This window comes from Curtobacterium sp. NPDC090217 (genome assembly GCF_044746705.1).
Taxonomy (GTDB): Bacteria; Actinomycetota; Actinomycetes; order Actinomycetales; family Microbacteriaceae; genus Curtobacterium.
The window spans coordinates 16,963-40,032 of the sequence record NZ_JBIVCR010000005.1; the positions used below are offsets into that span (position 1 = coordinate 16,963).

Below are 23,070 nucleotides of genomic sequence, written 5' to 3' on the forward strand. Positions count from 1 at the left end.
CGACGGCTGACCCGCTGGGCAGGGCAGCGCGCTACGGGCTGACCGACAGGACGATGAACGCGGCGAAGATCAGCAGGTGGACCCCGCCCTGCAGCCGCGTCGCTCGTCCGGGCAGCACCGTGAGCACCGCGGCGACGATGGTCAGCGCGAGCAGCACGATCTGCGCCGACCCGAGGCCGAGCAGCAGCACCCCGTCGGTGAAGAACGAGGCGATCGCGATCGCCGGGATCGTCAACCCGATCGACGCCATCGCCGATCCCATCGCCAGGTTCAGGCTCGTCTGGATCCGGTTGCGTGCAGCGGCCTTCGACGCCGCGATGCCCTCCGGCAGCAGGATGAGCAGCGCGATCACGACACCGACGAACGACGGCGGGAACCCGACCGCGGCGACACCGGCCTCGATCGCGGGCGACTCCACCTTCGCCAGGCCGACCACGGTCACGAGCGCCAGGAGCAGCAGCCCGAGCGAGATCAGCGTCGCGCGTCCGGCTGGACGGTCGGCGTGGGTGTCCTCGGATTCCTCGAGGACCCCGCCGGACCGGTTCACCGGCAGGAAGAAGTCGCGGTGCGCCACGGTCTGGGTGACGACGAACAACCCGTAGAGCGCGAGGGACGCCACCGCCACGAACACCAGCTGGACCGCGGTGAACGACGAGTCGGAGGTGCCGGTGGTGAACGTCGGCAGCACCAGCGTCAGCACCGCCAGCGCGGCGACGGTCATGGTCGCGGCGGAGGCGCCCTCCTGGTTGAACCGCACGGTGTTGTGCCGCAGGGTGCCGATCAGGATCGCGAGCCCGACGAGCCCGTTCATCGTGATCATCACCGCGGAGAAGACCGTGTCCCGTGCCAGTGTCTCGGCCTTGGCTCCGCCGGAGCTGGAGAGCGCGATGATGAGGGCGACCTCGATGATCGTCACGGCGACGGCGAGCACGAGCGACCCGAACGGTTCGCCGACGCGGTGCGCCACAACCTCCGCGTGGTGCACGGCCGCGAGCACCGTGCCGGCGAGGACGACCGCGACGAGGACGACGACCGCCGTCCCGAGGTCGTGCCGGCCGAAGGAGACCACGAGCACGATCGCGGCGATCACGGGCACTGCGATGGGCCACGCCCGGAGGATCCTCGTCACCGGGCAATCCTGTCACCGTCGCGGTTCGTACACGTCCACTTCGCCGACCGGCACCGCGATCCGGACGTCGTCACCGACCGCGAGCCCAAGCCTGCTGGCGGCCGCCACGGTCACGTCCGCGACCAGCTCCTGCGCACGGATGCGCACGAGTCCGTCCCGCGGCTCGAGCGCCGTGACGGTCCGCAGCAGACCGGAGCCGTCAGGGCCGACGACCGCGGCCGTCGGGTGGTAGGCCGCCAGACACCGGCGACCTGGAGGCTCGACCCGCGTCCGCCCCGTCAGCTCGCCGCCGCCGTCGAGCGCGATCCCACCAGCGGTGGCGGTCCCGGCGAGCAGCACCAGTCCGGAGAACGCGGCACCGAAGTCGCTCGTCGGACGCCCGAGGACCTCGGCGGTCGTGCCGGACTCGACGACCCGACCACGGTCGACGACGAGCACCCGGGTCGCGAGCGTGACGACCTCGATGGGGTCGTGCGTGACGAGCAGGCTGGGGCGCCCGGCGATCGCGGTCGCCAGGGCCGCACGCACGCTGCCCCGCGCCTCGACGTCGAGCGCGGAGGTGGGCTCGTCGAGCAGGAGCACGGCGGGGTCTGCGGCGAGCGCCCGGGCGATCGCGACGCGCTGCGCCTGCCCGCCGGACAGGGTCGCGGGGTCGCGGTCGGCCAACCCGACCGCGTCGACGAGTGCCAGGGCCCTGTCGGCGGCGACCCGTGCCTCCCGTCCGCGCCTTCCGGTGGACCGCGGACCGTAGCCGACGTTGCCCGCCACCGACAGGTTCGGGAACAGGTCGGAGCGCTGCGCGACCAGACCGACCCGCCGTCGGTGCGGTGGCGCGGGTCGACGGCCGCCGTCGACCGTGCTGCCGTCGATGTCGATCGATCCGGCGTCGAGTGCGAGCAGGCCGGCGACGGCCTCGACGATCGACGACTTGCCGGCGCCGTTCGGCCCGATGACGGCGACGCACTCGTCCGGTCCCACCTCGACGACCACGTCGACGTCGCGGTCCCGCAGGACCACGTGCGCGCGGAGCCCGCTCACGACCAGGCCGCCCGGGCTCCGGTGCGGATCGAGGTCAGCCCGATCACGACGACGGCGACCACGACGAGCACGAGCGCCAGCGCGACGGCCGTGTCCGGGTCGACCTCACGCTGCAGGTAGATCTCCAGCGGCAGGGTGCGGGTGACGCCCTCCAGGCTGCCGGCGAAGGTCAGCGTCGCACCGAACTCACCGAGGGCCCTGGCGAAGCAGAGCACCAGGCCGGACGCGATGCCGGGCAGGGCACGCGGGATCGTCACGGTGAACAGCACCCGCGTCGGACCGGCACCGAGCGTGGACGCGATGCGCTCCAGCCGGTCGCCGCCGATCCGGAGCGAGCCCTCGATCGCCGACACGAGGAACGGCATCGCGACGAACGTCTGTGCCATCACGACCGCCGCCGTGGTGAACGCGATGCGGACGCCGTGGTCGGCGAGGAAGCCACCGACGGGCCCGATCCGGCCGAACGCCGCGAGGAGGGCGAGTCCGCCGACGACGGGTGGCAGGACGAGGGGCAGGAGCACGACGGCGCGCGCGACACCGACCCAGCGGGAGCGGACGCGGGAGAAGACGACGGCGAGCGGGAGCCCGAGGACGAACGCGATGCCGGTCGCGGCCGCGGCCGTGCCGAGGCTCAACCCCAGTGCGGTGAGGGACGACGGTGCGGTGACGAGCGCGACGAAGGACGTCCAGTCCACCCGGCCGACCATCGCGAGCACCGGGACGACGACGAACAGTCCCCCGAGCACGGCCGGGACCGGCAACCACCACGGTGCCGCCGTGCCCGACCTGCTCGTCACGGTGCGCCGAAGCCCGCCGTCGTGAGCACCTTCTCGCCCTCGGCCGAGCGGACGTACGCGCTGAACGACTTCGCGAGCGCGACGTTCGACGAACCCCGCACGACGCCGATCGGGTACGTGTTCACGGCGCTCTTCGACTCGTCGAACGACACCCCGTCCACCTTGTCGCCCGCGCCCTTGACGTCCGTGACGTAGACGAGCCCGGCGTCGGCCTGTCCCGACTCGACCTTGCCGAGGACGTCCGTGACGGACTGTTCCTCGCTGACCGGGTGCAGGGTGACGCCGGCAGCCTGCTCGACCTGCTTGGTCGCCGCGCCGCACGGCACCGGGGCCGCGCACGTGACGATCTGCAGACCGGAGGCGGTGAGGTCGTCGAGGTTCGTGATCTTCTTCGGGTTCCCCGGGGCGACGGCGATCTGCAGCACGTTGGTGGCGAACGCCGGGGTCGTGCCGCTGATCAGGTCGGCCTTGGTGAGCTTCGTCATGTTCGCCTCGTCGGCGCTCGCGAACACGTCGGCCGGCGCACCGTTCTGGATCTGCGTGACGAGGTCGCTCGAGCCGGCGAACGAGAACTTCACCGTCGTGCCGGGGTGCGCGTCCTCGTAGTCCGATCCCAGCTCGGTGAACGTCTTCTGCAGCGAAGCGGCAGCGAACACCGTGATCGTGCCGGTCGGGCCGGCGCTCGCACTGCTGCTGTCCTTCGCGGTGCCGGTGGCGGTGCCGGTGCCGGTGCCGGCGCTGCCCGTGCTGCACCCCGCCAGGACGAGGGCGACGACAGCGGCCGTGACGGCGGCGGCGATGGTCTTGGTACGCATTCAGTCTCCCACCTCAGTGACCGCATCCGCGGATCGACCGAGCCAGCCTATCCGCAGATGCGGTCACACAGTGGGAAGTCCCTCGCGGACCCACGCCTGCATGCCACCGTCGAGGATCGTCGTCGACCGATCGGCGCTCGCTGCCCAGGCGACGGCGCGCGGGCCCCGGGCGCACACGACGACCACCGGGCCGCCGTCGTCCGGCAGATCCTCCGGCGGGACCGCCCCGGCGATGATGCCACCGGCGCGCTCGGCCGGGGTTCGGACGTCGACGACCACCACGGGATCGGCGGCGTCCGCGACGCGTGCAGCGAGGGCCGACGGCGAGATGCGGTTCCCGGATGCGGCCTCGGGAGCGTCCGGTCGTCGCGACCCAGGGCCTCGCCGGAGCGGACTCTCGGTCCATCGCCACCGCCGGGCGTCGACGCTCAGCACCCGACCGAGCAGCGGTTCCCCGAGCCCGGCGACGAGCGCGGTCACCTGTGCTGCCATCACCGAGCCCACCGCACCGCAGAGCGCCGGCAGGACCCCGTCGAGTGCGCACGAGCCCTCGTCCGGTCGCACCTCTGGGTGCAGGTCGTGGAAGTCCACCACGCGGTCGTCGAACACGGAGACCTGGCCGTCGTAGCCGAGCACCGTTCCCCACACGAACGGGACGCCGTGCCGTGCGCACGCGTCCGAGACCGCACGCGTGACGACGACCGAGTCCGCGGCGTCGACCACGACGTCGTGCCCGGCGACGAGGTCCGCGTGGAAGGACCCGACGACGGCGTCGACCCGGCACTCGGGGTCGACGGAACGGACACGAGCAGCAGCGACCTCGGCCTTCGGCACCCCGATGTCCGCGGTGCCGAAGAGCGTCTGCCTGGCGAGGTTCGACGCGTCGACGACGTCAGGATCGACGATCGTCAGCCGGGCGATGCCGCTCCCCGCCAGGTACGCCACGACCGGGGCACCGAGTCCACCGGCACCCACGACGAGCACACGGGCGGACGCCAGTCGTTCGAGGACGGGATCACCGCCGGCGTCGAGCGCTGCGGTACGGGACCCGAGGCGACGGCGGCCCGGGGTCAGGTGCTCGTGCTGGTCAGTCGTCGGCATCCGGTGTCTCCACGGTGACCATCGTCGCCTTCACCGAGGCGACGGCGACCGACCCGATCTCGAGCCCCAGATCGCGGACGGCCTCTGCGCTCATCAGCGAGACGACCCGGTGCGGACCGCACTGCAGCTCGACCTGGGCCATGACGGTGTCGACGACGAGGTCCGTCACGATGCCGACGAAACGGTTGCGCGCCGAGCTCCGCACCGGTGCCGCCGGATCGGGGAGCGACGCCCCGTGGGCCTTGGCGTGCGTCGCGAGCTCGCGCCCGTCGACCACTGCGCGACCGGCGTCGTCGGCGAGTCGCGAGAAGGTCCCGTTGTCGACGAGCCGCCGCACCGTGTCGTCGCTCACACCGAGGTAACGGGCGGCGTCCTTGATGCGCAAGCGGCTCATGCCCAGACCCTAACCCGTCCCCACGACCCGTCGGTTCCTGTGAGGGCTCCGAATCCGAATGTGACATTCACAGCCAGGCACGCCGATTCCCCAGGGGCCCGCCCAGGGGCCGTCGCTACCGTCGAGCGCGTGAGTTCCCCCCGCACCGGCAGCATCCGGGTGCCCCGTCCGATCGACGCACCCGTGGTCCGTTCGCGGCTGCGCGGCGCCGCCGGAGCGCTCGGCCTGTCGGTCGTCCGGACGCCGGAGCTGTCCGTCGGTGCGATCGGTGCGCTGGTCTCGGCGGCCTTCGCCTGGGTCCCGTCGCTCTGGTACGACGAAGCCGCGACCGTCACCAGTGCCCAGCGCTCCTGGCCGCAGCTCTGGGCCGAACTGCACTCCGTCGACGCCGTGCACGGGCTCTACTACGCGCTCATGCACGTGTGGTTCTGGCTCGTCGGGTACACGCCGTTCACCCTCCGCTTCCCGAGCGCCCTCGCCATCGGTGTCGCCGCCGGACTCGTCGTCGCCCTCGGCCGCCGGCTCGGTGGCAGACGACTCGGGATCGTCGCGGGTCTGGTGTTCATCGCACTCCCCCGCGTGCAGTGGGCCGGCAGCGAAGGCCGACCCTACGCGACCGTCACCGCGCTCTCGGTCTGTCTGACGCTCGTCGGGCTCACGGCGGTGCGACGGACCCGGGCGAACGGACGGCACCCCGTCCAGTGGTGGATCGCGTACGGCGCGCTCGCCGTCGTCGCCGTGACGCTCAACGTCTACCTCGCGCTCGCGGTCGTCGCGCACGCGGTCGTCCTGCTCTGGACCCTCGTGGCCCGCAGGTCCGCCCTCCGTCGATCCGCACTCTCGGACCGCGGTGGCACGGTGGCCGCACCGCTGGTCACACGGCGCGCACTCGTCCGCTGGGTGATCGCCGGGGTGGCCGCGGCCGTCGTGGTGTCGCCCCTGGTGATCGAGGTCGCGTCGCAGTCGAAGCAGGTCGCCTGGATCGCCGGCATCACCTCGCGGACCGACGCCCAGGTCTTCGCCACCGCGTGGTTCGGTGGCGACAACGTCTACGCGACGGTCGCCTGGGCGCTGATGGCCGTCGGCGTCGTCACCGCGCTGGTGCGGGCACGCCGGACATCTCCTGCCGTCCGTGACCTGTTCCGAGCACAGACCGTGCGGGTGGCACTCCCCCTGGCGCTCGTCCCGACCATCGTGCTGGTGGGCGCGACCGCGCTCGGTGAGCACCTGTACTCCCCGAAGTACGCGAGCCTGAGCCTGCCGTTCGTCGCCGTCCTGATCGCCCTGGCGCTGACCGCGATCCGCCCGCGGGTGTGGCTCGCAGGGGCGGTCGCGGCACTCCTCGTCCTGTCGATCCCGTCCGCGTACGACGTCAAGACACCGACGTCCAAGCAGGACTCGACGTGGGCGAAGGCCGCGTCGATCATCGCGTCGGTCCGGGACACCCGACCGGACGCCGACGAAGGCGTCATCTTCGGCAGTGTGTACAAGCACCCGGGGGCCACGTCGGACATCATCCGGGTGTCCTACCCGTGGGCGTTCACCGGCATGACCGACCTCGGCGTCCGGAAGAACGGCGCGGAGTCCGGCGTCCTGTGGAACCAGACCGGCGACCTCGCCACGACGGTCCCGGCGCGGCTCGACGACATCGACACCGTGTGGTTCGTCGGCGGGACCTCGCGGAACATCGAGCCCGAGGCGGCGTCCGTCCTCGCCGAGCACGGGTTCGCCGCCCGCGAGCACTGGAAGACCGGCACCGTGATCATGACCGAGTACGTTCGCGCCTCCTGACACGAGCCCCGCCGGCTGCCCGGTGTGGGATGCTGCCGGGATGCGCCACGACGTCCGACCGATCGAACCGTCCGACGCCGAACGGCTCGCCGAGCTCCTCGTCGAGAACCGCGCGTACCTCGCCCCGTGGGACCCGGTGCGCCCTGACACGTTCTTCACCGCCGACGGGCAGCGCGCCGAGATCCTCGCGTGCGTCCGACGCCGCGAGCGGGGGCAGATGCTGCCGCTGGTCATCACCACCGACGGCGTCGTCGTGGGGCGCCTGAACATCAACTCGATCGTCCTCGGCGCGTTCATGTCGGGGACGCTCGGGTACTGGGTCGCCGAAGCGTCCGCCGGACACGGGGCCGCCACCGCCGCCGTGGGGCTCGCGATCCGCCGTGCCTTCGACCAGCTCGGGCTGCACCGGGTCGAGGCGGGGACGCTGCCGCACAACGCACGGTCGCAGCGGGTCCTCGAGAAGAACGGCTTCGAGCGCTACGGCTACGCGCCGAGGTACCTCCGGATCGCCGGCGAGTGGCAGGACCACGTCCTGTTCCAGCGGCTGTCCGACTGACCGCCGAACCGCCGGACCGTCGGTCCCGGTCCTGGGCTCAGTGCACGACGCGTGCGCCGTGCACCGGGCCGGTGGCGCGGACCGCGATCATGCCGATGGCGCTCAGGGCGACCTGGACCTCGAGCGCGGTGTCGGTGTCCGCGACGAGGAACGCCACCGTCGGCCCGCTGCCGGAGACGATCCCGGCGAGCGCACCCGACTTCTCACCGAGCTCCAGGGTCTTCGCGAGCGCGGGCTGCAGTCGCATCGCCGGTGCCTGCAGATCGTTGTGCAGGCAGTCCGCGAGCAGGTCGGGGTCCCCCGCGCGCAGCGCCTGCAGCACGTTCGCCTCGACCACGGGGTTCGACGGGGCCGGCGCGATGTCGGCCCGGTAGCGCTCGCGGTGCTCGTCGAGCGCACGGTACACGGCCGGCGTGGAGAGCCCGTCGTCGCTCAGCCCGAGGACCCAGTGGAACTCGCCCTTCGCCAGCGCCGGGCTGAGCTCGTCCCCGCGGCCGGTCCCCACGGCGGTCCCGCCCACGAAGGCGAACGGCACGTCGGCCCCCAGCTCGGCGGCGAGGCGCAGGAGTTCGTCACGCCCGAGCGCGGTGCCCCAGAGCGTGTCGACGGCGAGGAGCGTCGCGGCAGCGTCCGCCGACCCGCCGCCCATCCCGCCCGCGACCGGGACCTGCTTGTCGATCGTCAGCCGGACGCCGCCCTGGTACCCCGCCGACTCGGCCACGAGCCGGGCAGCACGGATCGCGAGGTTCGTGTCGTCCACGGGCACCGCCGACGTGTCGATGGGTCCGGTGAACCGCACCGAGAAGTCATCGGCGGGTTCGGCGACGACGTCCTCGAACAGCGACACCGCCTGGTAGGCCGTCGCGACATCGTGGTAGCCATCGTCCTGCAGGGCGCCGACGGACAGGAAGACGTTGATCTTGCCGGGAGCGCGCGTCCGCACGCGGGTCGGTGCGGCCAGCGAGGTCATACGACCAACCTATCCCGCGCGCGCTGCGCTGAAACCCCGCTCCAGGTCGGCCAGGATGTCGTCCGGGTGCTCCAGGCCGATCGACAGCCGGATGAGCCCGTCGCCGACCCCCGCTGCCGCCCGCTGCTCGGTCGTCATCTGCACGTGGGTCGTCGACGCGGGGTGCACGACGAGCGACCGGACATCGCCGATGTTCGACACGTGGTCGAACAGCTCGAGGGCGCCGACGAAGCGCCGACCGGCGTCGACTCCCCCGGCGAGATCGAACGCCATCACCGCCGACGGGCCTGCCGGGACGTAGCGCTGCTGCAGGTGGTGCCACGGCGAGTCGGGCAGCCCGGCGTAGTGCACGCGGTCCACCTGGTCGTGCGCGTCCAGCCACGTCGCCACCGTCGCCGCGTTCGACACGTGCCGGTCCATCCGGAGCGACAGGGTCTGGATGCCCTGCAGCACGAGGAACGCGTTGAACGGAGCGATCGCGGGACCGAGGTCGGCGGCGACCTTCGTCCTGGTGCGCATGATGAACGCACGGTTCCCGAACCGCTCGGCGAAGTTGGTCCCCGCGAAGCCGGAGTCGAGCGTCGTCAGCTGCGGGTACTTGTCGGCGTGCGCCGCCCAGTCGAAGGTGCCGCCGTCGACCAGCAGCCCGGCGATCGCACTGCCGTGTCCGGCGAGGTACTTCGTCGCCGAGTGCACGACGATGTCCGCGCCGTGCTCGAACGGCCGGACGAGGTAGGACGTGGCGATCGTGTTGTCGACGATGAGCGGGACACCGGCGTCGTGCGCGACACCGGCCACGCCCGCGAAGTCGAGGACGTCGCCGCGCGGGTTCGGGATCGACTCGCCGAAGAACGCGCGGGTCTCCGGGCGGACGGCCGCCGCCCACTCGTCGAGGTCGGTCGGGTCCTGCACGAAGGTGAACTCGATGCCGAGGTCACGGAGCGTCGAGGCGAACAGCGTGTACGTGGCGCCGTACAGCGACGCACTCGAGACCACGTGCGCGCCCGCCCGGGCGACCCCGAGGATCGCCAGGGTGGTCGCCGCCTGACCCGAGGCGGTTGCCAGGGCACCGACACCGCCCTCGAGGTCCGCGATCCGTCGTTCGAGCGCTGCCGCCGACGGGTTGTTGACGCGCGAGTACGTGTGGCCGGGGACGTCGAGCATGAAGCGCCCAGCTGCCTCCTCCGACGACGGGTACACGAACGCGGCGCTCTGCGCGATCGGCGGCACGTTCCCGCCGAACCCGGGATCGGCCTTGAAGCCGGCGCGGATCTGCCGGGTCTCGAACGCCCAGCCCTCTTCCGTCGTCCCCATCAGGCAGACACCGACGCGCGGACCAGCGGGATGACCTGCTCGCCGAAGCGCTCCATCTCCTCGAGCTGCGGCGAGAACTGCAGCAGCAGCGTGTCGACGCCGGCGTCCTCGTACTCGCGGATGCGTGCCGCCACCTGCGCAGGGGTCCCGACGAACTGCGGCCGCAGACCACGGTTCGACACCGAGTAGTCCTCGAGCGACGGCACGTGCTCGAGCTGCGACTTCGAGATGAAGTCCTGGTAGGACTCGTAGGCCTTGCCGTGCTGCACGTCGGTGATCCGCGCCAGCTCGGCCTGCGCCTCTTCCTCGGTCTCCCGGACGATCGCGTACGCGGCCATGCCGAACGCCTCGAAGGGCGGCAGCCCGGCGTCCTCGCGACGACGACGCATCTCCGCGATCTTCGTCCGGAGCTCCTCGACCGTGCCGCCGTGCGTCACGTAGGCGTCCGCGTAGTGCGTGATGCTCGCCTTGCCCGCCTCGCTCTCGCCGCCCGCGTAGATGCGCGGGGTGATGCGCGGCTTCGGTTCCAGGTGGGCGTTCTCGATGTCGTAGTACTCCCCGTGGAACGAGTACGGGGTCTCGCGCCACAGGCCCTTCATGATCTCGACGAACTCCGCCGTGCGCTTGTAGCGGTCGTCGTGCTCCGAGAAGATACCGCCGTACTGGCGCGCCTCCTCTGCCCACCAGGCGCTCACCACGTTGAACGTGAAGCGCCCGCCGGAGATGTCGTCGATCGTCGCCGCCTGCTTCGCCGTGACGGCCGGCAGGTGGTACCCGGGCCGCATCGCCGCCATGATCTCCAGGCGCTCGGTCGTCGCCGCGATGGCCGCGGCGAGCGCCCATGCCTCGAGTGAGGGTGCCGCGACGCCCTTGATGTCGTTGAGGTTGAGCTCCGGCACCAGGGTCAGGTCGAAGCCGATGCGCTCGGCGCGCTGCGCCAGGCGCTTGACGTAGTCGAAGGTGACCGGCATCTGCTCGTCGTCGACGTTGCGCAGCCAGCCGCCGAAGAGCGGGGTCCAGTATCCGAATCGCACGGGGGTTCCTCAGGTGGGGACGGTCGGACTGGAGGCTCGGTGGCGGTGCAGAGCCGGGCCTCCTGTCCGGTGGGTGGTCGGGTCTCAGGCCGTGGTGACGGCCGCGTACTGCTCCGTCAGGAGCGCACCCAGGTAGCGGGCGATGGAGCGCGGGCCGGAGGCCGGCGCGGTCTCCTCGACCGCCGGGTTGTAGTTCGTGTTGGTGTTGATGTCGTACACGACGGTGCGGCCGTCGGTGGTCTCCATGAACTCGACGCCGGCGATCGTGATGCGCTGGTCGGCCACGAACGTGCGGAGCTGCGCCACGAGGGGGTGCTGCGCCGTGACCTCCGTGCGGACACTGAAGGCCGGCGGGGCTCCCGCGGTCTCGGTGCCCGGGACGTCGCAGACGGCTCCCGCGATGGCCTGGGGCACCTCGCACGCGTCGGCGGGGCAGAGCTCGAAGCTGCCGGCGCTCGTGTCGACCCGGACGGCGTAGACGAACTCGCCGCCGACGAACTCGACGCGCGTGATGAACGGCTCGCGGGCCGTCAGGTACTCCTGCAGGAGCGTGATGCCGTCGACGGGCTCCTCGAACTCGGGGCTGTCGACGTAGGCGTCGAACTCCGCGAGCGAGTCGAAGCGACGGACGCCGAGGCCCTTGCCGCCCTGGTTGTGCTTCGTGATGAAGGGGACGTCCTGGCCGTCGGTGAAGGTGCGGGCGGCGTCCTTCAGCGGTGCCGTGCCGAACACCGCCGTCGTGCGGGGCACGTCGAACCCGGCCCGCTGGAGCAGCCCGTGCTGTGCGACCTTCGACACCTCGAGCTCGAGCACGTGACTGCCGCCGACGACCTGCCGGCCGGCGCGCTCCAGGTGTCCGAGGAGGGCGCGGGTGTACTCCTTCGCGTGCTCGTGGCCGCGGGTGTGGGAGCTGGCCGACATCCGGGACCAGTACACGCCCGGTTCCGGCTCGGAGGCCAGGTCGACCTGCCCCTCGGTGAGGAGGATCTCCTGGACCGGCACGCCCTCGGCCTCGAAGGCAGCGGCGAGCGGCGGGAACCACTCGGGGTTCTCGTGGATGACGTACACGCGCGGAGTGCTCACGACCCCACCCTAGGCACGGCCTCGGAGGGGTTGCCAGGTGTGTGACGCGGTGTTGCTCGCCGCACGGCTCGGTGACTCGTCGCCAAGGTCCTCGCCCGCTCGTCGGCCGCGTTCGTCTTCCGCGGCATCGGCCTCGAAGCGCACCGGGCCCGGTACCGAGGTCACGCGTTCCCGTCGCACGAGAGCCGGATGCTGCAGGCGGCCGACGTCGCAACGTACTTCCTGAACCGATCGCACACCATCACGGAGATCGATCCGCGATCGGAGAAGGCGATGGCCGACATCGTGGGCCGGATCCGTTCCATCACGTGCAAGGAGTACATCTGGCGGCCCTGACGACACAACGCCCCGCTCGTGGGCGGGGCGTTGGCTGGGTGCGGGAGGCTCGAAGCGTCCTGCATGGGACATACTAGCCGTTCCGATCGGCCACGGCTAGCGGCTGAACACCTGCTGGCCGACCACACCGAGGAGCTCGAGTTTCTGCGCGTCCTCGCTGCCGGCTGGTGCCGTGAAGAGCAGCAGCGCCTGGGTCTGGCTCGTGGTGTGCAGCACCTGGCAGTCGACGGTGATCCGGCCGAGCTCCTGGTGCACGAAGGTCTTGTGGTCCTCCCACCTGCTGGCGACCTCGTGCAGCGACCAGATCGCCCGGAACGCCTCGCTGTTCGCCTCGAGGTCCGCGATGAGCTCGACCGCCCGCGAGTCGCTCGGTCCCGCTGCTCCGACCGCCGCCCGAAGTGCCGCGACCTGTGACCGCGCCAGTCGCTCGTGTTGCTCCGGCGCGTACTTGGCGCGTTCGGATTCGGTCATGAACCAGCGCCACGGCTGGTACCGCTCGTTGCCCGTCAGTCCGACGCCACTGCCGAGGAGTGCGACGGCCAGCCGGTTCTCGACCAGGGTCTCGCCGAGGTCGCTGACCACGATCGCCGGGGTGTCATCCAGCCGGTCGAGCACGCGGAGGATCGCCGGGTCGACGTGGTCGGAGCGGTGCACCCGCGCGGGAGCGTTGTGCCCGGCCAGACGGAACAGGTGGTCGCGCTCGTCGAGGCTGCAGCGCAGGGCCCTGGCGATCGCCTGCACCATCTGCTCGGAGGGCTGCGGGCCGCGCTGCTGTTCGAGGCGCGTGTAGTAGTCGGCGGACATGCCTGCGAGCGCCGCCACTTCCTCGCGACGCAGTCCGGGTGTCCGCCGTCGTGTGCCGGTACCGAGCCCGACGTCCTCCGGGCGCAGGAGTTCGCGGCGACGGCGGAGGAAGTCGGCGAGCGCTGGGCGGTCCATGGTGTCCAGTCTGCTGCCCGCCGGGCGACGGTTGCCAGGGATCGGCGGTCCCCCGATGACCGGACTCTGGTCGGGGTTCGCCGATGGCCCGATCGTGGACGGCATGGACATCACGAACGCCACCGTCTTTATCCCCGGCGCGACCTCGGGCATCGGCCTCGGTCTCGCCCTCCGCCTGCAGGAGGCCGGCAGCACCGTCGTCATCGGCGGACGTCGCCGGGCCCTGCTCGACTCGCTCGCCGCCGAGCACGGCTTCGGCACCGTCGAGCTCGACGTCACCGACCCGGCATCGATCACCGCTGCGGCGGCCACCGTGACCGCCTCGTACCCGTCGCTCGACACGATCGTCACCATGTCCGGCATCATGCGCGCCGAGGACCTCCGCTCGGCAGCACACCAGGACGACGCCGTCGCCACGATCGAGACGAACCTGCTCGGCACCATCCGGCTGATCGACGCGTTCCTGCCGCACCTGCTCGCGCAGCCGGCGTCGACGATCATCACCGTGTCGTCCGGCCTCGCGTTCACCCCGCTCGCTGCGACCCCGACCTACAGCGCGACGAAGGCCGCGGTGCACTCGTACACACTCTCGCTCCGACAGCAGCTCATCGACTCCCCGGTGTCGGTGCTCGAACTCGCGCCGCCGGCCGTCGCGACCGACCTGATGGGCGAGGGCGTGGACTTCGGCGGGATGCCGCTCGACGCGTTCCTGACCGAGGTCGTCTCGCTCCTGTCGGCCGGCGCATCGCCCGAGATCCTCGTCGAGAACGTCCTGCCGCTCCGGTGGGCGGAGCGCGACGGGAACCAGCAGCAGCTGATCACCGCGCTGGCGTCGAACAGGCACTGAGCAGCCAAGCACGTTGCCCGCGCAGCGGTCGCGCTCGCGTTGGATCCGGCACACGCCGTCCCGTCGCTCAGGCGTCACGCCGAGCGACGGGACGCGTGTTCAAGCGGCCCGACAAGGACGACGAGCACGGGTGGCACGCACCAGCCGCTCGGGTGTGTAGATGCGGAGCGTCCTCTCATCGACTCGCCCGAAGTCCACGTCAACCGTGAGGATGCGCTGCGCTTGGGAGAGGAAGGAGGTCCCGACGTGCGCGGCCTGCTGCGCTGACAGTCCGAACTGACCCATGTAGTACTGCAGGTCGTCAATCGTGAGAGCGACGTCGACGTGGACGGCCTCGGCATGTGCGAGGACGGCACGCCAGCGCGCCAGCATCGACCTGGCGAGCACACCGACCGTGCCATCGACGCCGCTTCCACCTGCACTCGGCCCCCTGGCAGCAAGCGCGAAGGCGACGTCGTGCATCTCGAGGTCCACGAGGTCGTTGAAGAAGATGGTGGTCCGGGCTTGCGTCAGTCGAGCGAGGAACACGGCTGCTGCTTCGTGTTCAGGTGCGGATTCGTCGAGAGCAGCGGCCATGAAGCTCGTGTCCACGACGACGTTCGCCGGAAGAGCGCTCACGTGCTCGAGTGGGAAGACTCCCCGATCGTCGCCTCCGGGTTCGAAACGATCCGACATCGGTCAGCGGACCCACCAACGTTGCGCCGGCTCGTTCGGGGCGGAGAACGTCCCGGCAGCGAGGATCGCGCGAACCTTCTCGGCCCGTTCCTCTGGGGTGCCGACCGGATGGTTGCGGCCGGCTTCGATCTCCTCAGCAGTCAGCCTTCGGATCGGCACCTCGCTCAGGGTGTGGCGAGGGGTGCGGTGTTCTGGCTCCGTTGTGGTCATGGGGTGTTCCTTCCGTCGGATGTTGCACGGTAGGAGCGTCGGCTCGGCCTCCGCAAGGAATCGAAATACAACATGCAACTAGACCGCCGCTTTCGGGTCCGGCAGGATGGATGCATGGGGAACGAGGGGTACACCGAGACCAGCAGCACGTCGACGCTCTTCCGGGTGCTCGGGATCGCGACGGCGCTCGGCAGCATCGCGATCGCCACGACGATCGCCCTGGTGCCACCCTCCCCCGGCAAGGAACCATCCATGTCGGACCTCGTGATCAGCAGCGTCGCGCTCGTCGTGGTCGCGGGGCTCGGCGTCGTCCTTGCGCTGACGCGACTCACGGTCGAGCTGGACGACCGACTCTCGGTCCGGCTGACCCCGTTCTGGTACCGGCGCACCATCGACCCGCAGACGATCACCTCGGCGACCCCGATCGAACTGCGGGGGATGGACGTCGGCGGGTGGGGCGTCCGCTTCGGCACGGGTCGTGGCACGGTGGTCCTGATGGACAACGGGCCGGGCGTCCGGCTGTCGATCACGGGCAAGCGCGACCTGTCCTTCCGGTGCGGCGACCCCGAACGACTCATCGCCGCACTCGCCGGGCACGGCGCCACGATCACCAGCACCGAGACACGGACGAAGCACCGATGAACGCACGCATGCAGGAGATCCAGCGGATCGTCGCCGAGGCCGGCGTGGACACGACGGCACGCGAACTCCCCGACTCCACCCACACCGCGGCGCAGGCAGCGGCGGCGCTCGGCACCGAGCCTGGTGCGATCGCCAGCAGCCTGCTGTTCCTGGCGGACGGCGAGCCGCTCCTGGTGATGACCTCAGGGCGCCACCGCGTCGACACGGCGCTGCTCGCCGGCGGCCTCGGTGTCGAGGAGCTCACGATGGCGACCGCGAAGCAGGTGCGCGACATCACCGGACAGCCGATCGGTGGGGTCTCCCCCGTCGGTCACCCGGCACCGATCCGGACGGTCGTCGACACGGCGCTGGCCGACTACGACCCGGTGTGGTCGGCTGCGGGGACCACGAACTCCGTCATGCCGCTGACGTTCGACCAGCTGGTCGCGCTGACCGGCGGGGAGACCGTGCAGGTCGCCGCGGACTAGCCAGCAGCCACACAGCCGGAAGCCCTCAGCTCGCTGCGGCGAGCACCGTCCGGCCGAGGCGCACGAAGTCGTCGACGCCGAGCTCTTCACCGCGGGCGGTCGGCGCGATGCCCGATGCCTCGAGTACCTCCGACGCGTGCGCACTGCCACCGAGGATCCCGGACAGGGCCTGGCGGAGCATCTTCCGACGCTGCTGGAAGGCAGCGTCGACGAGCGCGAACACGCGGGAGCGCAGGAGTTCGTCGCCCGGCGGGTCCTTCCGTACGAACCCGACGAGGACACTGTCGACGTTCGGCACCGGCCAGAACACCTGACGACTCACCTGCCCGGCGATCCGCCAGTCGCCGTACCAGGCGGCCTTGACGCTCGGCGACCCGTAGACCTTGCTGCCCGGGTCGGCGGCCAGACGGTACCCGACCTCGGCCTGCACCATGACGAGCAAGCGTTCGATCGACGGGAAGGTCGCGAGCAGGTGGAGGAGCACCGGCACGGACACGTTGTACGGCAGGTTCGCGACGAGGTGCGTCGGCGCGACCGGGAGGTCGTCCGCGGCGACCTTGAGGGCGTCCTGGTGCACCACGGTCAGCTGCGCGGCCGGTTGCATCGCGGACACCGTCGCCGGGAGTTGCGCCGCCAGGCGGGCATCGATCTCGACGGCGGTGACGGCAGCGCCGGTCTCGGTCAGCCCGAGGGTCAGGGAGCCGAGGCCCGGTCCGACCTCGAGCACGCGGGACTCAGCCGTCACGCCACCGGATGCGACGATGCGCCGGACGGTGTTCGCATCGTGCACGAAGTTCTGCCCGAGCTTCTTCGTCGGGGTGACGTCGAGCTTCGCAGCGAGATCGCGGATCTCAGTCGGCCCGAGCAGCGCGCTCATCCGGACACCGTCACGGGTTCGGCGTCCCACGCGCCGTAGACGAGCTCGGTGTTCGAGGCGATCTGCGCCGCGAGCATCGACGGATCGGTGCCGAGCGTCTCGGCCATCGACCGGAGCGTCAACGGGATGAGGTACGGCGCGTTCGGTCGCCCGCGGAACGGCGTCGGCGTGAGGTACGGCGCGTCCGTCTCGATCATGATGAGGTGCCGCGGCGCCACGTGCAGGACGTCCCGGAGCGACTGGGCGTTCTTGAACGTGACCGTGCCCGCGAACGACATGTACCAGCCCCGTTCGGCGCAGAGCCTGGCGAGGTCCGGCCCGCCGGAGAAGCAGTGGAACACGGTCTTCTCCGGGGCTCCGACACGGTCGAGTACCTCGACGACGGCGTCGTGCGCGTCGCGGTCGTGGATCGTCAGCGCGAGGTCGTTCTCCTTGGCGATCCGGATGTGTTCCTCGAAGGACCGGATCTGGGCATCCCGGCCGTCGTCACCGGTGCGGAAGAAGTCGAGCCCGGTCTCCCCGATCGCCCGGACACGGGGCAGCGCGGCGAGCCGCTCGATGCCGGCCAGGTGCTCGTCGAGCAGTCCGGCGGCGTCGAGCACAGGCGCCTCGTTCGGGTGCAGGGCCACGGCGGCGAGGACCCGGGGCTCACGTGCGGCGATCTCGGCGGACCACTCCGAGGTCGCGAGGTCGGTGCCGACCTGCACGACACCACGCACACCGACGCTCGACGCACGGTCCAGATGCTCCCGGTACTCCAGCGCGCCGTCGTCGCCACCGTCGGCGATCTCCATGTGGGTGTGGTTGTCGTACACAGGCACGACGAGCGCCTCCGGCAGCGGCGGGTACGTCAGGTCACGCTTGGACCCGCCACCGTCGCCGGACCGGGAGCGGAGATGGGCGTCGGTCACGCTGCGCCCTGTTCCGCCTGTTCGACACGCGGGAACAGGCCGGACTCCAGCGACGTGATCCGGGTCGCACCCTGCCACTCCCACGCACGGTCCACACGCTGCTCAGCGATGGAGCCGCCGGCACCGATCGAGGCCCAGAGCTTCTCGGTCGCCTTCGGCATGGCCGGCGACGCGAGCACCGCCACGGTGCCGAGGCCGCGCAGCGCCGTCGCGAGCACGGTCCCGAGGCGCTCGCGCTGGGCGTCGTCCTTCGCGAGGGCCCACGGCTGCTGCTCGGTGATGTACCCGTTCAGCGCGTCGACGAGCTCCCACGTGGTCGTGATGGCGTCGTGTGGCGCGAAGGCGGCGATCGCGGCGTCGGCGCGCGTCGTGACGTCCACTGCGAGGTCGTCGATCGTCCGGTCGGACGTGGACAGTTCGCCACGAGTCGGCACGGCACCGTCGAAGTACTTGTCGATCATCGCGAGGATGCGGGACGCCAGGTTGCCGAAGCCGTTCGCGAGTTCGGCCTGGTACCGCGCCGAGATGTCTTCCCAGCTGAAGTTCCCGTCCTGCCCGAAGGTGATCGCGCGGAGGAAGTAGTACCGGAAGGCGTCCGACCCGAACGTGTCGGTGATCTCCGACGGCGCGATGCCGGTGAGCTTCGATTTGGACATCTTCTCGCCGCCGACGAGCAACCAGCCGTGCCCGAACACGCGCTTCGGGACCGGCAGCCCCGCGGCCATGAGCATGGCGGGCCAGATCACCGCGTGGAACCGGGCGATGTCCTTGCCGACGATGTGCACGCTCGGCCAGAGGCGCTGGAACGCTTCGTCGTCGTCGCTGCCGTAGCCGAGTGCGGTGACGTAGTTGAGGAGCGCGTCGAACCACACGTAGAGCACGTGGTCGTGGTCCCACGGGATCGTGATGCCCCAGTCGAAGCTCGACCGCGAGATCGACAGGTCGCGCAGGCCCTGCTTGACGAAGGAGACGATCTCGTTGCGGACGCTCTCCGGCTGGATGAACTCCGGGTTCGACTCGTAGAGGTCGAGCAGGCGATGCTCGAAGTCGGACATCCGGAAGAAGTAGTTGCGCTCCGACAGGACCTCGACCGGGATCGAGTGGATCGCGCAGACCTGCTGGCCTTCGTACGCACCGGTGCCGGGGACGAGGTCACTCGGCTGCTTGTACTCCTCGCAGCCCACGCAGTAGAACCCCTCGAACTCGCCGGCGTAGATGTAGCCGTCGTCGTAGAGCTTCTGCAGGAACGCGGTCACGCCGCGCTCGTGCCGTTCGTCGGTGGTGCGGATGAAGTCGTCGTTGCGGACGTCGACGGTGTCGAGCAGCGGCTTCCACGCGTCGGTGACGAGCCGGTCCGCCCACTCCTTCGGGGAGACGTCGTTCGCCGAGGCGGTGCGCAGGATCTTCTGCCCGTGCTCGTCCGTGCCGGTGAGCAGCCAGGTGTCGTCGCCACGCTGACGGTGCCAGCGCGCCATGAAGTCCGCGGCGACCTCGGTGTAGGCGTGCCCGATGTGGGGCACGTCGTTCACGTAGAAGATCGGCGTGGTGATGCTGAACGAGGAGCCGTCGGACATGCGGACCATCCTACGGGCGCGCGGCGACCGCATGACGCGCCCACCGACGGTCTGTGGAAAACCCGGACGGGAGGCTCGTGACGGGGCCGCCACGAGCCTCCCGTCCGCCGATCAGCGGGGTCACCGCGCCGCCAGCGCGCCCTCGTACAGGTCCCGTTTCGACAGCCCCGTCGCGTCCGCGACGGCGGCCGACGCCTCCTTCATGCGGGTACCGGCGGCCACGCGCTCGAGCACCAGCCGGACGCCCTCCTCGAGCGATACCTCGTCCACCGATCCGGACGCCCCCGCGACGACGATGCAGATCTCGCCCTTGACCCCGTCGGCCGCCCACGCAGCGAGCTCGGCGACGGTTCCGCGGCGGACCTCTTCGTACAGCTTCGTGAGTTCTCGGCAGACCACCGCTCGGCGAGCGCCCCCGAACCCGGCAGCCATGTCGGTCAGCGTGTCCGCCAGCCGGTGCGGCGACTCGAAGAACACCATCGTCCGCTGCTCCCCGGCGAGCGCCTCGAACGTGCGTCGACGCTCCCCCGCTTTCCGCGTCGGGAACCCCTCGAACGTGAACCGGTCCGTCGGCAACCCGGACACGGCGAGCGCCATCAGCACCGCTGACGGCCCCGGGAGCGCGGTCACGGTGACCCCGGCGGCCGCTGCGGCCTCGACGAGCGGGAAGCCGGGGTCGCTGATCGCGGGCATGCCGGCGTCGGTCAGCACGACGACGTCCTCGTCTCGGGCGAGCTCGACGACCTCCGCGGCCTTCGCCCGTTCGTTGTGCTCGTGCAGGGCGATGAGCCGCGGGCGGTTCTCGATCCCGAGCGCTCGCATCAGGTGGATCGCGGTGCGGGTGTCCTCCGCCGCCACGACCGTCGCGTTGGACAGTGTCTCGACGAGTCGGCGCGACGCGTCGCCGAGGTTGCCGATGGGGGTTGCTGCGAGGACGATCACACGCCCCATTGTGGACGCAGCGGATCACTGCGCCGCATCCGTAGGATGCTGCGGGTGACCACGGACCTGGCCGACGCACTCCCCTCTGCGCCCGAAGTGCCCCGTGGGTCGCGCCTCGACGACTGGTGGGTGCGCGTCATGTCGGTCGGTTGGCGGGTCGCCACCTGGCGCTGGGCGGGGCCGATCGCGGTCACCGTGCTCGCGGCACTGTTGCGGCTCGTCGACCTGGGACGACCTCATTCACTGGTGTTCGACGAGACCTACTACGTCAAGGACGGATGGTCGATCGTCCACCTCGGGTACGAGGGCACCTGGCCGGCGAACCCCACGGACGACTCGCTCCCGACGACCGACGAACGCTTCGCGGACGGCCAGACGAACCTCTTCACCAGTGCCGCGGAGTTCATCGCGCACCCGCCGCTCGGCAAGTACCTCGTCGGCCTCGGCATGCTGTTGTTCGGGCCCGACAACTCCTTCGGCTGGCGCTTCGCGGTCGCGGTGCTCGGCATCGCGACGGTGTTCCTCGTCGCCGTGATCGCCCGGTCGCTGTTCCGCTCGACCCTCATCGGCACGCTCGCCGGCGGGTTCCTGGCGGTCGACGGCCAGGCGATCGTGATGTCGCGCGTCACGCTGCTCGACGGCATCGTCACGTTCTTCGTCGTGCTCGGGTTCGGCGCCCTGCTGCTCGACCGACGCTGGACCGAGCGTCGGCTCGACGCGTGGGTCGCGCGCCGGGTCACTGCCGGACGGGACACCCTCTGGGGCCCGGTGTTGTGGTGGCGGCCGTGGCTGCTCGCGATGGGACTGGCGCTCGGGCTCGCGACGAGCACGAAGTGGTCCGGGATGTACTTCCTGGCGTTCTTTGCCGTGTACTCGGTGCTGACCGACATGATGCTCCGGAAGCGCGCCGGCATCGAGTTCTGGTCGTCGAGCGCGTTCCTGCAGCAGGCACCCGTGACGTTCCTGCTCACGGTGCCGATCGCCGCCGCGACCTACCTGACGTCCTGGACCGGGTGGTTCGTGTCGAAGGACGGATGGGACCGGAACTGGATCGCCTCCGGCGGGCAGCGCTGGAGCGGGATCCTGTCGTGGGTGCCGGACAGCGTGCAGAACTGGTGGCACTACCAGTCCGAGATCTACGGCTTCAACATCGGCCTGCACACGCCACACTCGTACCAGGCGAACCCGCTGCTCTGGATGCTCATGCAGCGCCCGACGTCGATGTACTACGTCGGCACGAACGCCGGGCAGGACGGCTGCGCGGCGGTGCGGTGCGGTGCTGCCATCACGGGCGTCGCGAACCCGTTCATCTGGTACGCATCGGTCGTCGCGGTCGTGGCGCTGCTCGTGCTGTTCTTCCTGCGTCGCCGGTGGGAGTACGGCTTCGTGGTGATGGGCGTCGCAGCCGGGTACCTGCCGTGGCTGCTGTACGTGAACCGGACGGTCTTCCAATTCTACACGATCGCGTTCGAGCCCTTCATGGTGATGGCGTTGGCCGCGGCGATCGGGCTCGTGCTGGGCTCACGCGACGATCCGCGGCCACGGCGGACGAAGGCGATCGTGTGGGTCGGTGTGTACCTCGTCGTGGTGCTGCTCGCGAGTGCGTACTGGTACCCGATGTGGACCGCCATGCAGGTGCCGTGGGACTTCGTCCGGTCGCACTACTGGCTGCCGAGCTGGTTGTAGCGCTGCGCGCGGTGTGCGCTGCGTGCGCGGTGCGTGCCGCGCAGTGCGGGTCGACAGGTCACGATCTGTCGGCTCGGAGGAACTCAGCCGACGCGTTGTGACCGCTCGGCGGAACTGAGCGGGGTGTCGTGACCTGCCACGGGCCTGCCCCCTGCGCGGTGGGTCAGGACTGGGCGTGCAGCGCGCGCTCGATCGACTCGCGGTCGAGCGGCTCGCCGAGCATCCGGTGGTCGTCGACGTGCTGCGGCAGCACGCCCTCGATCAGGACCTCGGCGTAGCGGCGCCACGCGTTCGGGTCGTGCGCGCGGGTGGCGTCCGCGACCGCCCCCACCATGGTCGTGAGCATCGGGAGGTCGCGGTAGTCGAACCCGACCCGCACCACGCCGGCGTCGTGCGCGCGACGGATGATCTCGGACACCTGGCTCTCGAGGCGGTCGCGCTCCTGCACGATCGAGGGGCGTCCCTTGCCCGCCCTGACGATGGCGTCGGCGAGTGCGCGGTCCCTGGCGCGGAACTCGAACACGCCCATCAGGTACAGCCGGAGCGACTCGCGCGGGTCGATCTCCTCGGCAGCACGCGCGGCGGCGGCGTTCATCGCGTCGAACTTGGTCGCGAGCAGCGCTTCGATCAGCGAGTCCTTGTCGGCGAACCGGCGGTAGACCGTCCCGACGCCGACCCCGGCTTCGTGCGCGATGTCGTTCAGGGTGACCGAGAGCCCGCGCTCCGCGAAGCACTTGCGCGCGGTCTGCAGGATCAACTCGCGGTTGCGGGCAGCGTCGGCGCGGAGGGGCCGCTCGAGCTCCGCGTGCTGGTCGATCGTGGTCACGCTCGCAAACGTAGTTGAACTTTCTGGGAATAAGCGGATGCAACGCGTCCGTTTGGGCTTACACTGGTGCGAACCGGATGCATCGCATCCGCTTTCTCCTCCCCGACCTGAAGTGC

25 protein-coding genes are annotated in these 23,070 nt (G+C 70.7%); 7 read left to right on the plus strand and 18 right to left on the minus strand.

What is annotated here, in order from left to right:
* Positions 1-31 precede the first annotated feature (31 nt).
* From ACIPJ2_RS16565 to ACIPJ2_RS16590, 6 genes are all read right to left on the minus strand, one after another.
* On the minus strand, positions 32-1,129 hold the full coding sequence (locus ACIPJ2_RS16565; protein ID WP_402729737.1) for a calcium:proton antiporter: 1,098 nt from the start codon (positions 1,127-1,129) through the stop codon (positions 32-34).
* A 12-nt stretch (positions 1,130-1,141) separates the two neighbouring features.
* Positions 1,142-2,167, minus strand: coding sequence for an ABC transporter ATP-binding protein (locus ACIPJ2_RS16570; RefSeq protein WP_402729738.1), 1,026 nt, complete (start codon positions 2,165-2,167; stop codon positions 1,142-1,144).
* Positions 2,164-2,964, minus strand: coding sequence for an ABC transporter permease (locus ACIPJ2_RS16575; protein ID WP_281265535.1), 801 nt, complete (start codon positions 2,962-2,964; stop codon positions 2,164-2,166). The genes ACIPJ2_RS16570 and ACIPJ2_RS16575 overlap by 4 nt, the downstream gene beginning before the upstream one ends.
* Entirely contained in the window at positions 2,961-3,779 is an 819-nt protein-coding gene (gene modA, locus ACIPJ2_RS16580; protein ID WP_402729739.1) for a molybdate ABC transporter substrate-binding protein, read from the minus strand. Before modA ends, ACIPJ2_RS16575 begins: the two co-directional genes overlap by 4 nt.
* A 63-nt stretch (positions 3,780-3,842) precedes the next feature.
* On the minus strand, positions 3,843-4,880 hold the full coding sequence (locus tag ACIPJ2_RS16585; RefSeq protein WP_402729740.1) for a ThiF family adenylyltransferase: 1,038 nt from the start codon (positions 4,878-4,880) through the stop codon (positions 3,843-3,845).
* Entirely contained in the window at positions 4,867-5,274 is a 408-nt protein-coding gene (locus ACIPJ2_RS16590; protein ID WP_281265538.1) for a molybdopterin-binding protein, read from the minus strand. Before ACIPJ2_RS16590 ends, ACIPJ2_RS16585 begins: the two co-directional genes overlap by 14 nt.
* 129 nt (positions 5,275-5,403) lie before the next feature.
* Between ACIPJ2_RS16590 and ACIPJ2_RS16595 the strand changes: the two genes are divergently transcribed.
* Both ACIPJ2_RS16595 and ACIPJ2_RS16600 read left to right on the plus strand, forming a co-directional pair.
* On the plus strand, positions 5,404-7,065 hold the full coding sequence (locus ACIPJ2_RS16595; protein ID WP_402729741.1) for a glycosyltransferase family 39 protein: 1,662 nt from the start codon (positions 5,404-5,406) through the stop codon (positions 7,063-7,065).
* Between the two features lie 40 nt (positions 7,066-7,105).
* On the plus strand, positions 7,106-7,621 hold the full coding sequence (locus tag ACIPJ2_RS16600) for a GNAT family N-acetyltransferase (RefSeq protein ID WP_402729742.1): 516 nt from the start codon (positions 7,106-7,108) through the stop codon (positions 7,619-7,621).
* Positions 7,622-7,658: 37 nt separating this feature from the next.
* Here ACIPJ2_RS16600 and ACIPJ2_RS16605 read toward each other — a convergent pair whose 3' ends face one another.
* From ACIPJ2_RS16605 to ACIPJ2_RS16620, 4 genes are all read right to left on the minus strand, one after another.
* On the minus strand, positions 7,659-8,591 hold the full coding sequence (locus ACIPJ2_RS16605) for a 4-(cytidine 5'-diphospho)-2-C-methyl-D-erythritol kinase (RefSeq protein ID WP_281265541.1): 933 nt from the start codon (positions 8,589-8,591) through the stop codon (positions 7,659-7,661).
* Between the two features lie 9 nt (positions 8,592-8,600).
* Entirely contained in the window at positions 8,601-9,905 is a 1,305-nt protein-coding gene (locus ACIPJ2_RS16610; protein WP_402729743.1) for an O-acetylhomoserine aminocarboxypropyltransferase/cysteine synthase family protein, read from the minus strand.
* Positions 9,905-10,939, minus strand: coding sequence for an LLM class flavin-dependent oxidoreductase (locus ACIPJ2_RS16615; RefSeq protein WP_402729744.1), 1,035 nt, complete (start codon positions 10,937-10,939; stop codon positions 9,905-9,907). Before ACIPJ2_RS16615 ends, ACIPJ2_RS16610 begins: the two co-directional genes overlap by 1 nt.
* 84 nt (positions 10,940-11,023) lie before the next feature.
* Complete coding sequence (locus tag ACIPJ2_RS16620) at positions 11,024-12,022, minus strand: RimK family alpha-L-glutamate ligase (RefSeq protein ID WP_402729745.1); 999 nt, start codon at positions 12,020-12,022, stop codon at positions 11,024-11,026.
* 189 nt (positions 12,023-12,211) lie between these two features.
* Between ACIPJ2_RS16620 and ACIPJ2_RS16625 the strand changes: the two genes are divergently transcribed.
* The gene (locus tag ACIPJ2_RS16625; protein WP_402729746.1) at positions 12,212-12,358 is read left to right on the plus strand and encodes a hypothetical protein; all 147 of its coding nucleotides are present in this window, start codon (positions 12,212-12,214) and stop codon (positions 12,356-12,358) included.
* 96 nt (positions 12,359-12,454) lie between these two features.
* Here the strand turns inward: ACIPJ2_RS16625 and ACIPJ2_RS16630 are convergent, their stop codons facing one another.
* Positions 12,455-13,297: a helix-turn-helix transcriptional regulator gene (locus ACIPJ2_RS16630; protein ID WP_402729747.1), complete on the minus strand. Its 843-nt coding sequence runs from the start codon at positions 13,295-13,297 to the stop codon at positions 12,455-12,457.
* 103 nt (positions 13,298-13,400) lie between these two features.
* Here ACIPJ2_RS16630 and ACIPJ2_RS16635 point away from each other — a divergent pair, with 103 nt between their 5' ends.
* Positions 13,401-14,144, plus strand: a complete 744-nt coding sequence (locus ACIPJ2_RS16635) for an SDR family oxidoreductase (RefSeq protein WP_402729960.1) — start codon at positions 13,401-13,403, stop codon at positions 14,142-14,144.
* A 99-nt stretch (positions 14,145-14,243) separates the two neighbouring features.
* On the opposite strand, the gene ACIPJ2_RS16640 is transcribed toward ACIPJ2_RS16635, so the two are convergent.
* Together ACIPJ2_RS16640 and ACIPJ2_RS16645 are read right to left on the minus strand one after the other, a co-directional pair.
* Positions 14,244-14,762 (minus strand): hypothetical protein, encoded by a 519-nt coding sequence (locus tag ACIPJ2_RS16640; protein WP_402729748.1) that lies wholly within the window; start codon positions 14,760-14,762, stop codon positions 14,244-14,246.
* 60 nt (positions 14,763-14,822) lie between these two features.
* A complete protein-coding gene (locus ACIPJ2_RS16645) occupies positions 14,823-15,029 on the minus strand; it encodes a hypothetical protein (RefSeq protein WP_402729749.1) in 207 nt (68 codons plus the stop codon).
* A 114-nt stretch (positions 15,030-15,143) separates the two neighbouring features.
* On the opposite strand from ACIPJ2_RS16645, the gene ACIPJ2_RS16650 reads away from it, so the two are divergent.
* Together ACIPJ2_RS16650 and ACIPJ2_RS16655 are read left to right on the plus strand one after the other, a co-directional pair.
* Positions 15,144-15,671, plus strand: a complete 528-nt coding sequence (locus tag ACIPJ2_RS16650) for a hypothetical protein (protein ID WP_402729750.1) — start codon at positions 15,144-15,146, stop codon at positions 15,669-15,671.
* Positions 15,668-16,138 carry a YbaK/EbsC family protein gene (locus ACIPJ2_RS16655; RefSeq protein ID WP_402729751.1) on the plus strand — a complete coding sequence of 157 codons (471 nt, stop codon included), beginning with the start codon at positions 15,668-15,670 and terminating at the stop codon, positions 16,136-16,138. Before ACIPJ2_RS16650 ends, ACIPJ2_RS16655 begins: the two co-directional genes overlap by 4 nt.
* Positions 16,139-16,163: 25 nt before the next feature.
* On the opposite strand, the gene rsmA is transcribed toward ACIPJ2_RS16655, so the two are convergent.
* From rsmA to rsmI, 4 genes are all read right to left on the minus strand, one after another.
* Positions 16,164-17,015, minus strand: coding sequence for a 16S rRNA (adenine(1518)-N(6)/adenine(1519)-N(6))-dimethyltransferase RsmA (rsmA, locus tag ACIPJ2_RS16660; RefSeq protein WP_402729752.1), 852 nt, complete (start codon positions 17,013-17,015; stop codon positions 16,164-16,166).
* Positions 17,012-17,926, minus strand: coding sequence for a TatD family hydrolase (locus ACIPJ2_RS16665; protein ID WP_402729753.1), 915 nt, complete (start codon positions 17,924-17,926; stop codon positions 17,012-17,014). Before ACIPJ2_RS16665 ends, rsmA begins: the two co-directional genes overlap by 4 nt.
* Positions 17,923-19,500: a methionine--tRNA ligase gene (gene metG / locus ACIPJ2_RS16670; protein WP_402729754.1), complete on the minus strand. Its 1,578-nt coding sequence runs from the start codon at positions 19,498-19,500 to the stop codon at positions 17,923-17,925. Before metG ends, ACIPJ2_RS16665 begins: the two co-directional genes overlap by 4 nt.
* Before the next feature lie 120 nt (positions 19,501-19,620).
* Entirely contained in the window at positions 19,621-20,442 is an 822-nt protein-coding gene (gene rsmI / locus ACIPJ2_RS16675) for a 16S rRNA (cytidine(1402)-2'-O)-methyltransferase (protein WP_402729755.1), read from the minus strand.
* A gap of 54 nt (positions 20,443-20,496) precedes the next feature.
* On the opposite strand from rsmI, the gene ACIPJ2_RS16680 reads away from it, so the two are divergent.
* The gene (locus ACIPJ2_RS16680) at positions 20,497-22,128 is read left to right on the plus strand and encodes a dolichyl-phosphate-mannose--protein mannosyltransferase (RefSeq protein WP_402729756.1); all 1,632 of its coding nucleotides are present in this window, start codon (positions 20,497-20,499) and stop codon (positions 22,126-22,128) included.
* A 163-nt stretch (positions 22,129-22,291) separates the two neighbouring features.
* Here ACIPJ2_RS16680 and ACIPJ2_RS16685 read toward each other — a convergent pair whose 3' ends face one another.
* Positions 22,292-22,954, minus strand: a complete 663-nt coding sequence (locus ACIPJ2_RS16685; protein ID WP_402729757.1) for a TetR/AcrR family transcriptional regulator — start codon at positions 22,952-22,954, stop codon at positions 22,292-22,294.
* Positions 22,955-23,070: the final 116 nt, after the last annotated feature.

What these genes read in the sequence shown, in the direction of transcription:
- ACIPJ2_RS16610 (WP_402729743.1), bottom strand. Translation starts at nt 9,905, where the DNA reads ATGGGGACGACGGAAGAGGGCTGGGCGTTCGAGACCCGGCAGATCCGC.
- rsmA (WP_402729752.1), bottom strand. Translation starts at nt 17,015, where the DNA reads ATGAGCGCGCTGCTCGGGCCGACTGAGATCCGCGATCTCGCTGCGAAG.
- ACIPJ2_RS16655 (WP_402729751.1), top strand. Translation starts at nt 15,668, where the DNA reads ATGAACGCACGCATGCAGGAGATCCAGCGGATCGTCGCCGAGGCCGGC.
- ACIPJ2_RS16590 (WP_281265538.1), bottom strand. Translation starts at nt 5,274, where the DNA reads ATGAGCCGCTTGCGCATCAAGGACGCCGCCCGTTACCTCGGTGTGAGC.
- ACIPJ2_RS16630 (WP_402729747.1), bottom strand. Translation starts at nt 13,297, where the DNA reads ATGGACCGCCCAGCGCTCGCCGACTTCCTCCGCCGTCGCCGCGAACTC.
- ACIPJ2_RS16585 (WP_402729740.1), bottom strand. Translation starts at nt 4,880, where the DNA reads ATGCCGACGACTGACCAGCACGAGCACCTGACCCCGGGCCGCCGTCGC.
- modA (WP_402729739.1), bottom strand. Translation starts at nt 3,779, where the DNA reads ATGCGTACCAAGACCATCGCCGCCGCCGTCACGGCCGCTGTCGTCGCC.
- ACIPJ2_RS16650 (WP_402729750.1), top strand. Translation starts at nt 15,144, where the DNA reads ATGGGGAACGAGGGGTACACCGAGACCAGCAGCACGTCGACGCTCTTC.
- ACIPJ2_RS16635 (WP_402729960.1), top strand. Translation starts at nt 13,401, where the DNA reads ATGGACATCACGAACGCCACCGTCTTTATCCCCGGCGCGACCTCGGGC.
- ACIPJ2_RS16625 (WP_402729746.1), top strand. Translation starts at nt 12,212, where the DNA reads ATGCTGCAGGCGGCCGACGTCGCAACGTACTTCCTGAACCGATCGCAC.
- ACIPJ2_RS16605 (WP_281265541.1), bottom strand. Translation starts at nt 8,591, where the DNA reads ATGACCTCGCTGGCCGCACCGACCCGCGTGCGGACGCGCGCTCCCGGC.
- metG (WP_402729754.1), bottom strand. Translation starts at nt 19,500, where the DNA reads ATGTCCGACGGCTCCTCGTTCAGCATCACCACGCCGATCTTCTACGTG.
- ACIPJ2_RS16600 (WP_402729742.1), top strand. Translation starts at nt 7,106, where the DNA reads ATGCGCCACGACGTCCGACCGATCGAACCGTCCGACGCCGAACGGCTC.
- ACIPJ2_RS16645 (WP_402729749.1), bottom strand. Translation starts at nt 15,029, where the DNA reads ATGACCACAACGGAGCCAGAACACCGCACCCCTCGCCACACCCTGAGC.